Origin of the sequence: Butyricimonas sp. BSD2780061689_150309_C8 (assembly GCF_015560935.1) — a bacterium.
Taxonomy (GTDB): domain Bacteria; phylum Bacteroidota; class Bacteroidia; order Bacteroidales; family Marinifilaceae; genus Butyricimonas; species Butyricimonas paravirosa.
Window position 1 is genome coordinate 33,583 of the sequence record NZ_JADMSV010000002.1, and the last position, 18,006, is coordinate 51,588.

Below are 18,006 nucleotides of genomic sequence, written 5' to 3' on the forward strand. Positions count from 1 at the left end.
ATTTTCAATAGATTACAAAACAAAAAATCAGATTATTCCCAAAGACATCATCACGAAATACACCCGTCCCAAACGTTCCCGAATATATGACATGGCCCGTTTTTTCTGTGTCTTAACCGTTAATATGGATAAATTCAACAAAAGAGCAATCTCCTCGTTTCCTTTTCCTTCCAAATGCAATAAAAAGATATTCCTACATTTATCCGGAAGTTCATCTATCGTCTTAAACAACAGGCGATACAACTCCTCCTCCATCATTTTCAAATCAATATCATCCCCTTCATCCTCAAGATTCAACGAGGCAAGATACTTCTCCTCCACGTTCTTGTGTTTCAGATGATTCAAGCCGGCATTCTTCACTGAATTATAAAGGAAACTACGAAAAGCATTGTAAGTCGGATATTGGGCATCCCGTTCCCAAACGGCAATAAACACCTCCTGCACAATATCTTCCGCCACGTCCTGCTGCTCGACAAACCCCATCGCAAAAAGAACCAGCGAATTATAAAATTCGCTGAATAATTCACGAAAAGCTTCTGGTTGCTTCGTGTTTATCCGTTGTAAGAACTGTTCTTCCCTCTTTGTCATTAATACAATTTTCAATCCAATCACAAAATTAGAAATTCAAATGAACAAACCTATGATCATAAAAAATAAAATTATTCTCTGCCATAAAATCATCAAACAAAAAAGGACCGATTTCTATACTATATAGAAACCAGTCCCTCAACTATGTAAACTACGAAGATCTTATTAACGTCTAAACTCGTTCTTTTTGTAATCCCTGGAATTTCATCTCTATCATTCCTCGCCAATAGTGGAAACCTCCACACAAAATTTTACACATCAGCACACATTCCGTACTCTGTTTCCGGATCAATTGTAACGAGGAAGTGTATAAAAGCCGATCCAGGTTGTTAACACGTATCCGGATAATCCTTTTCTCTACGATCCCGGAAGTAGTGGTTAACCAATTCACATCGAACATTCCCAGAAGAGAATAACAATAAAAAGCAGAATGCTCATAAGCATACCAGTCCCCATTCTCGTGATAAAGAAAAATATATTCTTCATTCCGTTTTTCCTTTTGCAATATCTCTTCCAGTTCCATACACATATGAATTTTATTGAACAATGATTATTTTACACGCTTTTGTCTTACCGCCAACAACTGAACTCATCTGCACCCTTCCGTTTCTGTTACTTCCAAAACCTATATGCAGATAAGCATGAGTATAATAATTACTATTAAGCTCCGATAAAAAACCGTCTACACCCGGGAAGGCAGCAGGCAAGCTGGCGGTAGGATGCAAGGCCAACCAAGTAGTAGACGACGGATTCATAATCTGTATGGTCCAGTTATGATTTGTAACATTCACTAAATCCAAAACATACGAATCGCTATCTTTTAGAGTTGAGATTTCCGGGTTCCAACTGACCTCAACAGACTGGGACAAATTATCACAAGTAAGTGTCAAAGTTGTAGATACTAAAGTAGATGTTCCCGCAAAGTTCCCGACAATCTTAAACTTGTTATTTCCCAACGACTGGACTTGTAAGCCGGTAAGCCAAGTTGTTCCTCCCGTCACCACGGGCGTAACACCACGACTTGAGTACACCGTGCAAATTTCAATACCGTTAGCAACAGAGGTCGTTTGGTTTTTACCATACAAGTTAAACACGTTATTGGACATCGTCATCCGGTGTTGGGCGTCAGCCACGATACAAGGGAAATCGGAATCTTCATCCGTCAATTCCACCTTCAAAGCATTTGACGGGGCAAAATTGATCGCATCCGTCACGTTGGCATATCCAGGACCGTTCACGCTGACCACCGTGATGATATAACGATGATTCCGCACGACATTCAAGGGAGTCCCTCCATTATCTACCATCACCACTTTATAATACCCCTCTTTTCCTTTATATATGGCCTTAATGATTACGCCCATGTAATCGCCCGACGTGCAATTCCGCTCGTAAATATACAAGGAAGGGGTTTCCCCGTCCGACCATCCATTCGCGTAATTCAATGTACTACCGGAAAGAGGACGTCCCGTCACGGGAGTAACAGTTGTTGAATAATTCGTCGGGGTCAAATAGCCGCAATCGGCGCCCTTGTTCACTGTTATACTTTGAACTGTAAAATCATTCAATCCGTTCGTGGCGTCAACCGCACCTTTTTTTACCTGTACACAAGCCACCGCACGTAACAATTTCACGTTATCCGCCTTCGTCACGATATTAATTCCCGTCGGGAGTTCAACACGTCCCCACATGATCAAAGGCATCACGTTGTCCACCAGAGTTCCCGTAAACGTCGATGTCTTCAATGCAAGCATAGCCACACTTTCCGACATTGCCGGAGTAACATCCCCGAAATTCAGTCGATCAGTCACTCCGTCAGGAGTTCTCCCGTTAGTCACCAAATGAATAACACGTCGTTTCGAGGTAGCATCCAAACGTATCGAAAAAGAAATCTCCGTCCCGCTTGGTGTCAACTCCCCACCATCCACCTTCACCCGTTCCATGAACTTCCCATCCTCGTCGAACACCAGCACATCCACGTTCCGGATCTCGCTATCCGTGTAGGAACGGGCAAGCGAGTGTACGTTTTCCGGCTCCGGCAGAGTCACGGTAAGAGCTACATTCACTTGACGAGGTGTCTGTGCAGGACGACTATCATCACTGGCACAAGAGGCGAATAATATGCATATTAAATATGGTATTATTTTGAGATATGATTTCATAGTATTATTCCATTAATTTAATTACGACATTTATTCTGCATAAATGGCTTTCCCATTTTCATCACGTCCAATCATTTCAGGTTCTACAATCACCTCTTCACTTGAAGTTTCAACCGTATTCGTATTCATACTCCTAGTAGTCGTCAATTTCGTGAAAGGAACATGTACTGAAACTGAAGCCGAATGTTTCACCCTATCATAAGTAATTGTAGCTATATGCCCATAGGAAGTTGTGTAAGTTTTAGCTTTACTTTGCCCATAACTTGCAACGGTTATAGCATAACCTTCTGAATACAGGAGAGTACCACCCCTATTATAAAAATTAAACTTATTATTATCTCCAGATGCATTCGTTCCCCTTTCCATCGTACCATTCTCATACGCATACATGTGAAGATTCATCGCTGTATTTGATGGCCTAATTGAAGTATACCAAATAGCATAAACCTCCAATTTTATTTTACGAGGAGAATTAGCATCCCCTTCAAACAATGGTGCATTAAAAAATGTTGTTTCTCCTTGTCCCCTCGTGGCATCCCCCCCCCATTCCAAGAGTGTTCCTCCATTATAAGCAAAAGACTCTCTTCCATCATTATCACCTCCACCTGGTCCTGTGACCCCTTTTCCGAAATTATTAGCTTGCATACCAAATCCGACAGGTATTTTATCATATAGACTATTATCATTACCCACATTTGTAAGATGATTTCCGGCAAACTCCACGGCAATATCAACATCCGTAGAACCACTCCAAGTAAACTTCACCACGAAATAATGGAACGGCGGTATCGTCACGATAATATCCTGATAAACATTAGCCGTCACTTCATAATCCGGACACGAGGCATGTCTAAATCTCATGGTTCCCGAACGAGGTTCATCATTATCCTCCGGATTTGCATTTCCCGTGTTACGATCCGTGGTAAATGACAATATCTGTCCAATCGGATCCCAAGAAATATCATGAATCCAAGTTTGTTGCGGGACAAAATTCTCTATCATCTTCATTCCACCGTACACGACCACATCCTGTGAATTGGTTACCGCTTGTGTTTCCGTTCCTTGTGGTGCAGAAGCATCAATCGTGTTATCATTATCCACGTAGATATAGCAATTCACCAATCGAATCGTATCCGTATCCAGCGTCATAACATTCTTCACGATGACAAGCGTATCTCCATAAACAAGATGTCCCTCATCCAAAGTTTTGTTGTAAGCAACAGAAGAACGGGTGAAGTTAACGTTACTTATCCCGGCATTTCCACTCTGCACGTTTGCGGCAGCCTTTCTGGGATTCGTGGTCAGGAATTTCCAGTTACCACCGGTACTCGTAATCGCAACTTGTCTATTCTCATGAAGATTCGGGCAGAAAACCAATCGTTTATTATCCACGGTAATCGTTCCCTCATCCGGTCTTTGCGTCACGGGAATCTTTTTCGTCACGTTATTCGCTTTGACCGTGATATAAGAACTACGAGGTTGACCATCCACGTAAGTGTCCACGTTAGCCGTAATCTCGACCCCGTTATCCGCAATCTTCCGAACGGAAGTAATCCAACCTCCTGTCGGGTAATCCACCGTAAAATCCGAGGCATTCGTGTTCACGTAAAGTGTATCTTTATGTGATAATCCCACGGATGCTTTATCCGTGTAAAGCTGTGTCTGTGACAGGTCAGCATTCAATTCCACATCCTCCCAACCCAAAACATCAGCCGTCACGTCCAGTTTTCCACCTACCAGAAGACGCACAAGTAATATACCATTCACACGGGGTACCCGCGGGATTACAACATCTGTCTTTTTAAAACGAGTTCCCCCCTCACAAGCCAAGTCCACACTCACTTTCATGTGACTCTCCGTCGTATCTTTCGGGTTAACACTCAGGTAATCGTTTCCCTTGTGAGCCGGGATAACAAAATACAACGTGTCACTACGTTGGTGTCCCGGTAACGAGGTACTATCCTTGACCCGGAAAGTCCCGGTCATCGGCACGGAACTCACCCTAGGGTTCTTTGCAGTCGGGAATAATCCTCCCTCCCAGTTCAAGGTAGTCGGCACATCCTTCAATTCGAAATTATGCGTCCCGTTCACGTCCAATCCACCCGCATCCGCGATAACCACCTTTACCAGAGCCACGTTTCGTGACAATATAGTAATTCCCGAAACCGAATTATCCTGTCCGCCAATAACCAATTGACCATCGATATTGGCCGTGCGCAATTCCGGCATAGAAGGTAATATTCCTCCCGATGTTTGGGTCTCCCACATCTTCAAATCTTCACGAGCCGCGCTACGCCTAGGTTGAATCAACCCGCCACTAAAATCAGTATTGGCAGTCACAAGGGCTATATTCCACGTCCCGGCAGCGACAGTCATCGACAGTCGATCCGGGGCATAAGTTACCCCCTGAACCTTCTGGTTGAATCTTCCGGCATCACCTCCATCTCCATCAAAAAGATAGACCAACGTGTTACTGACAATATCCCCACCCGCTCTCGTCATGTTGAAAGTCAGTAAAGGATCTCCACTCGCTTGCCCGGACAGGGAATCCCTGTCATCCGAGCAAGCTAGTAGGAGAATAGTCAATAACCCCGCTAACAATATGTTTATATATTTTCCTGCCATAATTCTCTTTTTTCATTCACTACCTCCCCGAAGGGAGTAGAATTTGTTTATTTACGGATCGTAAACTCGGCCGTAGCTTCTGCATCAGAAACACTGATCGGTTGCGCGCCCGTGGGTTGAGTTACAGACTTGATTTTCAACTTCACTTGTTTTTCCGCTGCATCCGTACTATATAGCACCACACCATACACGTTCGCGGAACTATGATTTCCGTCGCCACTGATGCGGAGATCATGCATATTCGTGAACACAAAGTCTTTACCTTCTTTAGCCGAAGCATCAGGAACCGTCACACAATTCACGATAACATCACTTCCGGTAGCATTCGTCAGCAAAGCCCCGTCAGAAGCCCGCACCAAAGACACCGTGAAGAATCCCGATACAACATTATTGTTCAATCTGTGATCGCCAAGGGAAGCTATCATTAAACGTGCCGGTTGATCGACAACCACCCCGCTACAACTCAACAACTCCCCTTCAAAAGCCACGTTCGAACCACTCAGGCAATGTACTTTATTAAAGTTAATCACGACCGTCTTGGGTAATTCATAACGGGTATCCTCCAACGTTTTCACCGAGAACGATGATTTCTGTGATCCATTGGCAAATATCACTCTCGGGGTTAATCCCATATCGAAATCAAGGGCATCAGCCGTTCCTTCCCCGTAAATACCATCCACGATGATATTGGCTCCCGTCGAATTCGTTAAAGGAGTTCCATCCGGTTTGAACAACCCAAGCTCGTATAAAATATCTTTTGTTCCCTCTTCTCCCTGTTCCGTGCGAACCATCTTAACAACAGCCTGTTGATCCTCGATCACCGCTTTACCCACGGGTTTCACCAGATAACTTTGCTGTGCATCCGAAAGTACGAGTTCAAACTCTTTCATCCCCTCGATCAAATTATTCGCTTTCACGGACACCTCTATATCCTGTTTTACCAGATAACGGTCGGCCGTTCCCCGTGACGGGGTAAACGAAAGCTTTCCTTTCACCGGTGTAAAATTATTCGCAATATTAGCCGTTTTCTCTTGGGTAGCATATCCCACGCTTACCGGAATTGGTGCGCCTTCTTTCGTCGTGGCATACCCGGTCAGAGTCACGGTAAAAATAGCCGTGGCTATTCCATTCACCGGTTTCGTGATCTTCACGTCCGAAACATAAAGACCATGTCCCAGTTTCACGAGACGACCTCCCGCTCCCAGGAAAAGTAACTCCCCGGATGAAGCAGTATACGCCTGACGATAAGCCGTCGGTTTATTATCCGTCACATAACGGTCAAACTCCTTTTCACCCGTGGACGAAAACATACAAACCCGTCCTTCAGAAGAAGATAACAATAAAATCTCCCCGCTGTTGGTCACTTTCATTTTGTCAAAATTACCATCCAGTGAACGCTCGAACTCCACTTTCCCGGTCGGGTGAATACGTATGAACGTGCCTCTACGTCCGCCCATGTCGTATGTCGTCACCACGGACTCCCCGGTTGCCGGGTTCATCCCGATTCCCCGCACATTTCCCTTAGACGTTCCCGAATACAAGGCTGTTCCGTCATTACGCAACAAAGCATAATATCCTTGACTTCCGCTACCTCCAACCAGAATATTACCATTACGGGCCACCTGAAGATGATCCAGCATAGTGGCCCCTTGGTTGGCAGGAATCATATTCTTCGCAAACACGATGTCTCCCTCCGGACGAATCTTGTAAATAATCCCCCCATCTGTCGGTGAATTACCGATCACAAGCACCGAACCGTCATTAATATTGGCATTCAACCCGGTCACGACAAACTGTTTTGCCGGGATCGTCGTCATGTAATAAGGTTTTCCCTTATCATCCAGACGAACCACGAGAGCTTGCTCCTTATCCTTTCCGGCAGAGAATGCCGCACAAATGTATTCAATCGAATTTCCCATCACCGCAAACTGGTCACAATAACCACCTCCGGCATTTTTATATTGGTAAACCACGCTACCCGTCGGGTCCAGTTTCAACAGGATTCCCTGACGACCGTCCGCCCCTTTCGGCTCCGAACCGGACACCACGAACGCCCCGCTCCGCAGCAGCATACCTTTCAGGAAATTACTTCCTTGATCCCCGGCATAAATATCGGTAACGATACGTCCGCCTCGATTAATCACCACGATACGTCCACATAAAGTAATTTTATCCTTTTTACCTTTTACATTCGGCACACTAGACTGTCCAACCACCAAAACCCGGCTGTTATCCAACTCCACAATCTCGTTCACCGCGGTAAAGCCTGTCAATGGAAGTGAAAAAACCACGTCTCCTTCCCGTTCCACCCATGTCAAGTTATATTTTTGACCTTCTTTACCAACTAAAGCTACTTCATCACCGGGTAGCGGGCAAACCAGTTGAATCTGATTTTTATCACCATATACTTTATCGAACACCACCGGCATATACTGGGCTTTCACCTGCAAACAAGTGATCACGCTCAGCAGGAACAATATCCACACTCTATGAATTCTCGTCTTCTTCATATTATCGTTTACTTTTTAATTCTACCTCTTATGATATATCTCAACACGTCTCGCCTTACGATTCACCTGAATCCAGTCAATATTTCCCTCCGCTTGATTTCCCATCTCTTCCTTCATCTCCTCCGGAGAAAGTCTCACCTTGCCGTGAGCCTTTATATTGAAATCCACATTGACACCATGATCCCGTAAAAACTCGGCAACACTCTTTGCCCTTCTTGCTGACAAGGCATAGTTGTAATTGTCACTACCCATTTCGTCAGCGAAACCGTCAAATCTCAATTCAGAGAAATAATAGGAACCCATTTCATTAATAAACTGCTCCAGGCATTGAATGGATTCTCGAGTCAATTTATCCGAATCGAAATCAAAATAAAGAGTCATTAGCAAACCTTCCGGTGCATATCGTTTTATTGAAATAGTTTCCTTGGTAACCGATTCCGTGGTCCCGTTCAGTAATAAAGCCCCGCCCAGAATCGCACTTTCCTCGCTCATTCCGAAATGAGGATCTCCCTGCAGGGTCCCCAAATCTTCCTCGGTTTGCAGATAATAAATATCATCCCGGGACTCCATTTCCCGGTCCGAAACAAAATAAGCGGTTCGTAAATCCAGCGGACACATAAAATAGTCGTTGAAAACCGAATTCACCGGATAAGGAAAATGACGCACGCTGCCCGGAATTACTCCCTCTTGATCGTAGTCGGCATTAAACAGGTCATATCCTCCGAAACCCGGTAACCCGTTAGAGGAAAAAATAAGACGTCCTTCATAAAGTACGGGAAAAATCTCGTTCCCTTCCGTGTTGACATCCGCACCCAAATTCATCGGGGTTCCCCACTCCTGTGTCTCTTCGTCCCAATGAACGACGTACAAGTCAAACCCGCCAAATCCTCCCGGCATATCAGAAGTGAACAACAACGATTTCCCGTCATTAAACAAGTAAGGATGAGCATACGAATTTTCCGGGTCTTGCGGGAAAACCGGAATGTACCTTCCAAAACGTTTACTCTGGCTCTTGATCACGGAATAGTACAATTTAGTACGGAAAGGACGATGTTTTTTGTCCACCATCTCCACCGATACATTCTTTTTATCGTACTCGATCACCGTGGTCACCATCACCTGCATATCCGGAGAAAACGTTACCGGTCCATTCTGCAAATCCACCGGAATCTTCCGGAAATAATCGGAATATCTCGGTGATTTCTGTGACATCACCTTTTCCCCGGCCTCCCTCAACTCGTAATAGTGAGTACGATGGAAAAACAACTTTCCGGGATCGTTAAACTTACTGTAACTAATGGCATAGAAAGGTTGTTCCCCGTAATTTCCAATCCAGAACTCGGCATTCGGCGTGTTCAAAGACAACCGTTTGGCCGTGAATCCGGGGAATTCCTGCACGGAATGACGCATGGCAAGAGCCTCCAGTGTATTCTGGTAGCGTTGATACCTGCTATACTGATCTCGATAAGCATTATCCAGACAGATCGCCTCGGCTTTCCGTGCCTGACCTTGAAAACGCAACGCGTCTATGTAGTCACACACGTCATCCACGAGGAATAAATTCCGTTCCAGCTCCATCGCCTTCTCGTAATGCCCGATAGCCCAGCTATAATCCCGTACCATGAAATACAAGCGCGCAATCTTCAAATGAAGAGCGGCTTGATTTTGCACATTCTCTTCTTTTTTAAGAGCCGTTTCATACTGCGCCATCGCTTTATTAAACTTCTGCCTTACAAAATTACGGTCAGCCCGTCTTTCCACCCGTCCCAGCTTACGTTCCTGTGCTTTCACAGGAAACGCTCCATCCATCAGGAAAAGAAACACGGCAACCGACAAGAGAATTTGTATCTTCTTTTTTCTCATTTTCAGCAACATTTTATCTGTAACACTAGCGGAATATATTGTATGTAAGACTCACGCCGAACTTCGTCGGACCAATCCATTGCTTGGTCTTCTTGAGTTCCAACGGGAAATTCACGTATTCTCCTCCTAGTTTATATTTATCATACTGGAAATGAGCATATCCAACACCGATATTCATATCCAGCGCCAGACGGGAGTTAAAAGCATATTTGTACCCGAAAGTAATACCTCCCGATACCCCCCATCCTTTCCGGCGATAACTCCGGAGCGGGTCATTGTGTTTCAACAACCCGATATTAAAAGTGCCATACATGGCGTAAGGACCGATATAAAACCCATCCCATGAATCATTCGTGTAAAAATTTTGCGGGTTCCAATAGTATCGTAACTCCGCGGCCCCCATTAACACTCGAAAAACTTCTTCATTCTTCTTAAACATATACGGTAACCACGCCCCCTCGGCATTCACCGTGAGCTGTCGCGTTAACGTGTACTCAAAACCGATATTAGGTGAACCGGTCAACCATAAAGGTACATTTACCTTAACACTTTGCGCCCGTACCCCGCCAAATAAACAAAGCAAAACGGAAACAAGTAAAATATATCGTACAACTGGTTTCATATTATTCTCTTTATTCATGAATATCACATCATTCCATGTTCGTATTTCCACTCTCAATATCTTCATTCCATCCCACGATCGAAACTTTGACCACGACGTAAGAATCGATTTCAATAATAATACGCTGGCCATGCAATAGCCTGAGTGGCAAACCGGTCAGTTTATCTTTCACTTCTACCGGTAAATGATTGACGGCAATACCGTCACGGTCCAGGAATGTATAATTCAGCCTCATAAATTCGCCTTCAACAGACGGTAAATAACGATGATCCACTTCCAGATAATCAGCAGTCGTCTGTTCCGGTAACTCTCCGAAATGAAACATATGATCATCCGGGGTCTGCCGACCAGCTATTGTATCATTTTTCAAATACTGCACGGAGGACGCCCCTTCTGCCAACAATTGCACGTTTACTATGCGTGACACGTCGCCCGGAAAATTCTTAAAACGCACGGTTACTCTTCCTGTGTAATGCTCCAACTCCACCGTGTCTGTACGCAAAATTCCCGGGTGATCGATTACAGGCACAAACTTCTGGAATAACACGTCCGAAGGATGCACGTAATGATTCTCCCCGGAACTGCTATTATTCAGCATAAAAGCAGAGGTTTCCAGTTGTTGTTCATCCACAAATGAAAGACTATCCGTATTCGTATAACAATAGACCTTATATTCACCAGGGGGTAATCTGAAACTAAACAACCCTGCTCTCATACGGGGATCTTTCCACGGGGCAGCCTCGTAACGCGCTCCCACCAATGTTCCTGTCTCGTCATAAACCAGTACACGACAGTCACTAACCTTATTATCCACCACTTCGGGTACGTAAACCTGGTAATTGGTTTCATCTTTAAAATAATCATAGGTACATGACGCAAGCAGGAGCAGGATAATCACACCCGTAAATGCTATGAGAAGTCTGTTCTTTCCCATATTTAATATTTTTGTTGATTTTACACTTATTTCAGATTCCCCGGGAGCAGAGGTCCTGCTCCCAGGCAAATCATCTTGAGTGTATAAAAAGGAATTCTTTTACAGTGTAAGTGCTGATTCTACGATATTACTACTCCAAGCTTCCGGAGCTGAAACACCAATTGTCAAACCACCTTCTGCTCTAGGTTTTGTCGGCACGTCTGTAGTACCTCCTGAACGTAAAGTCAAGTTCACTTCACGAATCGTGTTTGGTGTAAAGTTCTCTTTAATCAAACCAGACCAATAAACAGGACCGTCAGTAGACATCTCATCCCCGTTTGCCAAAATATGACCTGCTTTTCCACGTCCGGAAACAACGATAAAATACTGACGATCGACAGAAGCGTCTGCTGTTGATGCTCCATTAATAGCACGTCCTCCATTATTCGGCCACACGATAACATCTCTCCACATCGTGAAATTATCCTTCAGAATAACCTTCGGGTTATATCCTGAAGCAGGATCGGCCGTGTTGAAAATAGTTCCGTCCTTTATAGCCAATATATTGGCATCGGTTGACGTTGCACTCACTCCACCTGCATTTGCTGCCCCAATTTTCATGTTATCCGGTAAACGATAAATCATGATAGAAGCATCCTGCGTGAAATTAACCGTGTTCAAATTATCCGTTTCGCTATCTTTTACATTCAAACGAACACGCATCATGGCTACTTCACGTTTCAGAGCAATGGCCGACACGGGAGTCGTCGTTCCGGCTGCAACATCTATACCCGTTGCAGATCCCATAAAGATCTCTGACGGTTCATTGTAAGCAGCATTACCCGCGGTGGTCAGTTTAGTTGAACAGAATGTCGGGAAAGCTCCATCTGCATGCTCTATCACCAAATTCGAGAGAGTCTTCTGGCGCACATTCCACATCGTCCATTCAGTTGGAGTTGTACCTCCATCAATATAAGTAGTGATTGCATCCGAAGAACTTTTCACGTTCGCAACAGCAACTAACGTGTAACCGGTACCTACCGGTACGTCCGTGTACGTGAAAGTACTCAACACGCTTGACGGGTTCACGATGGTTGAATAAACCACTTGACCGGATGCGTTGTACAATAAAAATTGTAATTGTTTGATATTTGACCATGAAGTTTCCGGAATTGCCGTAGATTGTGGAGCTCTTCCTTCCATACCGGTTTTATCAAAAGTAACCTGAAACGTTAAACCGGCCTTTTCCGGATCCGGATAATCCGAACCACCACTCTTTGAACAAGCACACACTACCACCATTGCAAGCAATGACCATAATAAACTAAATCTTTTTTTCATAACCCATTCTTTAAAATTACCTAACATTTGAAATCTGACAGAATGTCATCAAAAATTTTTACTACACACTATTTAAATTTACCGTTACTTTGTAGGTAACGGTAAAACATAAAATTTCAAATAAAAAGGGGTCTTTCGGCGGGTTATTATTTATATAATGAATTTTTGTAGTCCGGGGAAGGCGATCTGAACTCCGCCCATCTTTTAGAAAATCAAGGTGGGTAATAGTTTTTTTGTCTCCAAAAAAACTACTACTCAAAAAAAATTGAATTATTTTATCATCTATTGAAAAATAATCGTCGCATTATTTGAAATAATAAAAATATATATATAAATTTGCACTCATTAAAAGATTCCGTTATCTACAAAGTAACGGATTTTTTTCTGACTAATTGTCAGACATTTACCTTCTTGACATCACATAATTCCTATATTATTCTCAACACAACACTTTCTTGGATAGAACAAAAGCCACAAGTGCATTATTTAATTGATTCACCTCATCCTCCCGGTAACGCTGGAAATAAGTCTCGGTCACCTTTACCGATGAATGTCCCATCGCGTCACAAATCAGGCTGGAATTATAATTCTGTCGTAACGCCGTGGTTGCCCAAGTATGGCGCGCCACGTAAGTACTTAATTGCTCTCTAATCTTCAGGAAATACCCGACTTGCCGCAAACGGTAGTTATGCAGACGCAACATCCTGGAATACTGCCGGTACTCGTCCTGCTTGGGGTCCTGAATAATAGGGAGCAAATAAGGAGAATCAGGATACATATCCCTGTATTTCTCGATAATGGCCATCGCCTCGGGGCAAACCACAACAGTCAGTTTTCGTCTCGTCTTGTGCCGGTGATAAACAATCACGTTCCCCTGCAAATCACATTTACGCAAAAATGCCAGATCCACAAAAGGCATCCCGCGTAACAAAAACAGCAGGACAAACATATCCCGGGTAAAAGAAAGCCGTTCAGGCAAAGGCTTTTTATCTGTCATCAACCGACAGATCACCTCCGGGGAAACTGCCCTTTTCACCTGACAATCAATCCCGGTATGCACCCGGCTGAAAAGACGGGGTATATAAGAGGCTATCCCTCGTTCAACCGCTTGGTTATAAACGGATCTCAGCGTCCGCATATATGTTGAAATAGAATTCCACTTCAACTGGTCGGACAACAATTTCCGCTCGAATTGAGATAACCATTCCGGGGTCAATTGCTTAAAACTAACTTCGCGCCCATTCGCAAATTTCTTCAACCGTTTCAAAGTACTCTGATAAACATGAGCAGTACCATCTCGCTGCTCTCGTTCCAACTCGACAATAAGTCGCTCCATAAACTGTGTTAAAAATTCTCGTTTCATCTTCTATCTGTTTAGATTTCAATTTATAGTGTTTTATAATTTAACCCAACCGACACATAATCAAACATATGCCAATTAGCTATTTATGCAAACATTTCAACAACCGACCATTCACTTGTCGTAAAATCGTACATCCAAACCAGGAGAAAATTAAAAGTCTATTTTTAAGAGAATCCAGTCTAAGGCTACTTCTCCTCCACCACCATGACCTTTTCCACTTTGGTGTTCTTTTCCTTCACGGGGACATTCATCCCGGTGGTATTACAAACACCATCGAATCCGGCATTCGGCTCTATTTCCAGCTTACGCGTGTAAACATCACCTTTTACCATGCACCCGGATTTCATGTACAGTTCATTCGTCGCACGAACATCTCCTTGCAACAAACCATACAACACCGCGGTGTCACAGTTCACATTTCCCTTGACTTTTCCTTGTGGACCAATCACAACTTTCCCTTTGCAAATAATATCTCCCTCTAACGTTCCCTCCAGATGTAATCCTCCAGCAATAGTGATTGTCCCTTTCACTATCGTCCCTATTGTAATCATTGTCAGGTTGTCAGCACTGACTTTCATTAATTTTTCAGAGTCATCTTCATTCTTTTTCTTTCCAAACATATCAAATATGAATTAGTCATTAAAAAAGATGAACACTCTTCGATTTTCAAATATTAGTATCTGACAAATATAAAATAAATAGGTGAAATAAGAGCTAATTAGTCAACAAAAAATAGTAAACAAAAAAAGTTTTACATAAGTAAAAATAATGACAGGAAGACCAAAACAAACGGGATTAATACCGTACGGCAAGATTCACGACGCTCAAAAAACTGACAAAAAGTCTTATTTATTACCCATTCCATTTCTTGTTGATCGTAACCCGAAATATATTACCTTTGCAACTATAAATAACAGGAGAAAGGAAGATCATGAAAAAAGCGCTTGTTTTACTATCCGGGGGACTGGATTCCACGACAGCCCTATACGTTGCCCAAGAGCAAGGATTTGATGAATTATATGCTATCACCTTCGAGTACGGGCAAAAACACGATAAAGAGATAAAAGCGGCAAAAGCCGTGGCAAAAGCCGCCGGGGTAAAAGAACACAAATTCGTAAAAATCATGCTGAATCAATGGGACGGCTGTTCCCTCACGGACGAGAAGATGGACATTCACGACGGGGATATAAACCGGACGACCATCCCGGACACGTACGTTCCCGCCCGAAACATGGTATTTCTTTCCGTGGCAGCCTCCTACGCCGACGCTCTTGATATTACCGACATCTTTATTGGGGTCAGCGAGGTCGACTATTCCGGATACGTGGATTGCCGGGAAGAATTCATCCGTTCCATGGAACAAACCATAAACTTGGGAACCGTTCTCGGTGCCGAGAAAAAACAGAAGATCACCCTTCACGCCCCCTTCATGCACATGACCAAGGCCGACGAGGTACATTTGGGGAATCGTTTAGGAGTTGATTACAGCCTCACCTGGACTTGTTACCGCGGTGACGAAAAACCCTGCGGCACCTGCGATAGCTGCCTTCTCCGGGCAAAAGCATTTGAAGAGGCGGGAATAAAAGACCCGTTGTTTAATGGAAAATGAAAAATGGAGAATTGAAAATTGAAAATGAAAAAACCGATTTAATTTATGATTTATGAATTACGATTTACGATTGAAAAAGCGTGGACTTCGTGGGTGGAAATCTAAAATCTAAAATCAATAAATTAGTAGGATTTAAAATTTAAAATTGATAAATGGTAATCAGAAAGTTATTCAAATTCGAGGGGGCACACATCGTGCGGAATTGTTCTTCACACCGTTGCCGGGAGAACATTCATGGACATTCGTATATCGTGGAAGTATTCATCACGTCCGACAAGCTGGACCGGGGATACATGGTGATGGACTTCGTACTGCTGGATAAGGTGAAGGAACTCGTGGATAGTTTCGACCATACCTACTCGTTGTGGCAGGAAGAATCCGACGAGTTGAAGACTTTTGTATACAAATACAACCGCCGGGTAGCTGAAATACCCGTCTCTCCTTCTGCTGAAGGATATGCATTGTTATTCTTTTACCTGATCGACAAAATCCTACAAAACACGGAGCATAAAAACGGGGAAGGAAACGTACAACTCTCCTCCGTTCGGGTACATGAAACGGCAACGGGGTATGCCGAGGCTTTCCGGGAAGACCTGAAACTCGTGAATTTCAATGTTCACGACATCCGTTTTTCCGAGGCAATCCGGGAAGAATGGAAAAATGAGCAGTGGTGGGAAGGAATAAGATAAAAGATAAAATTAAAAAGCTCACGTATGTTACATTTGGCGAAGGACGGTATTTTCCCGATCATGAAAGACAAGGACGGTAAATTGCTAAAGGAGCTGCCCGCCTCTGGATTACACGTTGCGGGAACGATACAGGGCGAGGGAAAATTAAACGGTATACCTTCTCTGTTTATTCGGTTAGCCGGATGTAACCTCCATTGCACGTGGAAAACACTTGCCGGGAATACTTGCGAATGCGACACGGCATACGCTGCCTTTAAGGTAGAGAATTCGTTCTCCCTGCCCGTGGAAGAGATCGTGCGAATTATCGGGCATAACCGGGGAAACATAGATCATATCGTAATCACGGGTGGCGAACCGTTCTTGCAAGCGGATAAAGTCCGGGCATTGTGCCTGCAATTAAAAAAAGAGAGCCATTTTCATATTACCGTCGAAACCAACGCCACGCTTTATGTAGAAGAATGTGCCGAGATGATCGACTTTTTTAGTCTTTCCCCCAAATTATCCGGCTCTGTTCCCCCTGCACCTCACGCGGACCACCACGACAAGACCCGCATTAATATCCCGGCTATACAATCATTTATCACACACGCCCGTAAAAACAAAAAAGACTTTCAACTAAAATTCGTTTACTCCGGGGAAAACGACGTGATCGAAATACAGGCACTTTTGAAACAACTGGATGGATGGGCAAAAGAAGATATCCTATTGATGCCGATGGGAGCCTCTCCCGAAGAATTAAGCCTCTCGATCCCCAAAACTCTGGAACATTGTATCCGGAACGGGTGGCGTTTCTGCGATCGGCTTCACATATCTCTTTTTGGCAACAAACAAGGAGTATAAATATAAAAGCGGTATTCTATCCCATTTAAGCACGTGAACATCCGTCAAAAAATACACATTAAGAAAACCCGGACTAACAAAGACGACTCAACTCGACTTTATCTTGGCTTTAAGTCAGCTATATCTCAGCTGTGTGCAATATTCAGGGAATAATATCGGTTGTAAATCTTTCTGACTACTTACAATTGTCCATCTCCACTCTTCCTCTTACATACGTGTCATTATCTCTTCGTTATTCGTCGTTATCCACTCGCTCCTAGGAACGGAGAGATAACAAAAGGATAACGACAAAATATGAAAAGGATGCAAGCTGAAGAGTGGAGATAGGCAAATTTTAACACAAAAGAAGGAAAAGCCTATTTGATGTAGTCAGCATACTCCTGATCACCCATCAAATTCTCCAATTGATCTCTTTTCAAATGACATTTGTATACCCAAACTTGATTAGCTTGCATATCGTAAGGAGTTTCAATCATTGGATTAATTCCCTTCACCACTCCGGCACAGGGTGCATGTAATTCAGTCCTACCAGAAACTCCCTCTATTTCTGCCAACAATTCTCCCTTTACGAAAGTTTCATCCACTGCCTTAACCGGAACGATTAAACCTACAGCTCCACCTATTGCTCCCACATGATCATAAGAAATACCTACCTGTATAAAATCATCACCATTTTTCAACCAACTATGATCTTTCGTATAACGATTACCATTCTGTTCCAATTGCGAATAATACGCTTGATCCCTAGCCTGTGAAGGCAACGAAGACATATTCACGTTACCAGCCTCTATATTCCGGTTACCCCCGGAAAATAGAGCTATTAGAAATAAAATTTGAATAAAGAAAAAAACTTTTTTCATGCCCCTTTATTTTTTTGATTA

The 18,006-nt window shown here is 43.5% G+C and carries 15 protein-coding genes; 3 read left to right on the forward strand and 12 right to left on the reverse strand.

What is annotated here, in order from left to right:
• Window positions 1–27 precede the first annotated feature (27 nt).
• The 11 genes from I2I33_RS02735 to I2I33_RS02785 all read right to left on the reverse strand — a co-directional run bounded on the left by I2I33_RS02735 (window position 28) and on the right by I2I33_RS02785 (window position 14,607).
• A complete protein-coding gene (locus I2I33_RS02735; protein WP_087420094.1) occupies window positions 28–588 on the reverse strand; it encodes an RNA polymerase sigma-70 factor in 561 nt (186 codons plus the stop codon).
• A gap of 172 nt (window positions 589–760) precedes the next feature.
• Window positions 761–1,111 carry a hypothetical protein gene (locus I2I33_RS02740; RefSeq protein ID WP_087420093.1) on the reverse strand — a complete coding sequence of 117 codons (351 nt, stop codon included), beginning with the start codon at window positions 1,109–1,111 and terminating at the stop codon, window positions 761–763.
• Window positions 1,112–1,124: 13 nt separating this feature from the next.
• Window positions 1,125–2,750, reverse strand: a complete 1,626-nt coding sequence (locus I2I33_RS02745) for a FimB/Mfa2 family fimbrial subunit (RefSeq protein WP_087420092.1) — start codon at window positions 2,748–2,750, stop codon at window positions 1,125–1,127.
• 30 nt (window positions 2,751–2,780) lie between these two features.
• Complete coding sequence (locus tag I2I33_RS02750; RefSeq protein ID WP_087420091.1) at window positions 2,781–5,375, reverse strand: BACON domain-containing protein; 2,595 nt, start codon at window positions 5,373–5,375, stop codon at window positions 2,781–2,783.
• Between the two features lie 47 nt (window positions 5,376–5,422).
• Window positions 5,423–7,885 carry a Calx-beta domain-containing protein gene (locus I2I33_RS02755; protein WP_140402552.1) on the reverse strand — a complete coding sequence of 821 codons (2,463 nt, stop codon included), beginning with the start codon at window positions 7,883–7,885 and terminating at the stop codon, window positions 5,423–5,425.
• A 21-nt stretch (window positions 7,886–7,906) separates the two neighbouring features.
• Window positions 7,907–9,748: an OmpA family protein gene (locus I2I33_RS02760; RefSeq protein WP_087420090.1), complete on the reverse strand. Its 1,842-nt coding sequence runs from the start codon at window positions 9,746–9,748 to the stop codon at window positions 7,907–7,909.
• Between the two features lie 25 nt (window positions 9,749–9,773).
• Entirely contained in the window at window positions 9,774–10,370 is a 597-nt protein-coding gene (locus I2I33_RS02765; protein ID WP_087420626.1) for a DUF3575 domain-containing protein, read from the reverse strand.
• A gap of 28 nt (window positions 10,371–10,398) precedes the next feature.
• Window positions 10,399–11,304, reverse strand: coding sequence for a FimB/Mfa2 family fimbrial subunit (locus tag I2I33_RS02770; RefSeq protein ID WP_087420089.1), 906 nt, complete (start codon window positions 11,302–11,304; stop codon window positions 10,399–10,401).
• A gap of 99 nt (window positions 11,305–11,403) precedes the next feature.
• Entirely contained in the window at window positions 11,404–12,624 is a 1,221-nt protein-coding gene (locus tag I2I33_RS02775; protein WP_087420625.1) for a FimB/Mfa2 family fimbrial subunit, read from the reverse strand.
• A 439-nt stretch (window positions 12,625–13,063) separates the two neighbouring features.
• A complete protein-coding gene (locus I2I33_RS02780) occupies window positions 13,064–13,987 on the reverse strand; it encodes a tyrosine-type recombinase/integrase (RefSeq protein WP_087420088.1) in 924 nt (307 codons plus the stop codon).
• A 185-nt stretch (window positions 13,988–14,172) separates the two neighbouring features.
• Window positions 14,173–14,607, reverse strand: a complete 435-nt coding sequence (locus I2I33_RS02785) for a polymer-forming cytoskeletal protein (RefSeq protein WP_087420087.1) — start codon at window positions 14,605–14,607, stop codon at window positions 14,173–14,175.
• Between the two features lie 311 nt (window positions 14,608–14,918).
• Here I2I33_RS02785 and queC point away from each other — a divergent pair, with 311 nt between their 5' ends.
• The 3 genes from queC (at window position 14,919) to I2I33_RS02800 (ending at window position 17,125) form a co-directional block, all read left to right on the forward strand.
• A complete protein-coding gene (queC, locus tag I2I33_RS02790; RefSeq protein WP_087420086.1) occupies window positions 14,919–15,596 on the forward strand; it encodes a 7-cyano-7-deazaguanine synthase QueC in 678 nt (225 codons plus the stop codon).
• A 152-nt stretch (window positions 15,597–15,748) separates the two neighbouring features.
• Window positions 15,749–16,285: a 6-pyruvoyl trahydropterin synthase family protein gene (locus I2I33_RS02795; protein ID WP_087420085.1), complete on the forward strand. Its 537-nt coding sequence runs from the start codon at window positions 15,749–15,751 to the stop codon at window positions 16,283–16,285.
• 24 nt (window positions 16,286–16,309) lie between these two features.
• Complete coding sequence (locus I2I33_RS02800) at window positions 16,310–17,125, forward strand: 7-carboxy-7-deazaguanine synthase QueE (protein ID WP_087420084.1); 816 nt, start codon at window positions 16,310–16,312, stop codon at window positions 17,123–17,125.
• A 356-nt stretch (window positions 17,126–17,481) separates the two neighbouring features.
• Here the strand turns inward: I2I33_RS02800 and I2I33_RS02805 are convergent, their stop codons facing one another.
• Complete coding sequence (locus tag I2I33_RS02805; protein WP_087420083.1) at window positions 17,482–17,985, reverse strand: hypothetical protein; 504 nt, start codon at window positions 17,983–17,985, stop codon at window positions 17,482–17,484.
• Window positions 17,986–18,006 lie beyond the last annotated feature (21 nt).

Coding starts and splice junctions, on each gene's coding strand:
- I2I33_RS02740 (WP_087420093.1), bottom strand. CDS start 1,111: ATGGAACTGGAAGAGATATTGCAAAAGGAAAAACGGAATGAAGAATAT.
- I2I33_RS02785 (WP_087420087.1), bottom strand. CDS start 14,607: ATGTTTGGAAAGAAAAAGAATGAAGATGACTCTGAAAAATTAATGAAA.
- I2I33_RS02795 (WP_087420085.1), top strand. CDS start 15,749: ATGGTAATCAGAAAGTTATTCAAATTCGAGGGGGCACACATCGTGCGG.
- I2I33_RS02735 (WP_087420094.1), bottom strand. CDS start 588: ATGACAAAGAGGGAAGAACAGTTCTTACAACGGATAAACACGAAGCAA.
- I2I33_RS02760 (WP_087420090.1), bottom strand. CDS start 9,748: ATGAGAAAAAAGAAGATACAAATTCTCTTGTCGGTTGCCGTGTTTCTT.
- I2I33_RS02750 (WP_087420091.1), bottom strand. CDS start 5,375: ATGGCAGGAAAATATATAAACATATTGTTAGCGGGGTTATTGACTATT.
- I2I33_RS02805 (WP_087420083.1), bottom strand. CDS start 17,985: ATGAAAAAAGTTTTTTTCTTTATTCAAATTTTATTTCTAATAGCTCTA.
- I2I33_RS02800 (WP_087420084.1), top strand. CDS start 16,310: ATGTTACATTTGGCGAAGGACGGTATTTTCCCGATCATGAAAGACAAG.
- queC (WP_087420086.1), top strand. CDS start 14,919: ATGAAAAAAGCGCTTGTTTTACTATCCGGGGGACTGGATTCCACGACA.
- I2I33_RS02755 (WP_140402552.1), bottom strand. CDS start 7,885: ATGAAGAAGACGAGAATTCATAGAGTGTGGATATTGTTCCTGCTGAGC.
- I2I33_RS02770 (WP_087420089.1), bottom strand. CDS start 11,304: ATGGGAAAGAACAGACTTCTCATAGCATTTACGGGTGTGATTATCCTG.
- I2I33_RS02745 (WP_087420092.1), bottom strand. CDS start 2,750: ATGAAATCATATCTCAAAATAATACCATATTTAATATGCATATTATTC.
- I2I33_RS02765 (WP_087420626.1), bottom strand. CDS start 10,370: ATGAAACCAGTTGTACGATATATTTTACTTGTTTCCGTTTTGCTTTGT.
- I2I33_RS02780 (WP_087420088.1), bottom strand. CDS start 13,987: ATGAAACGAGAATTTTTAACACAGTTTATGGAGCGACTTATTGTCGAG.
- I2I33_RS02775 (WP_087420625.1), bottom strand. CDS start 12,624: ATGAAAAAAAGATTTAGTTTATTATGGTCATTGCTTGCAATGGTGGTA.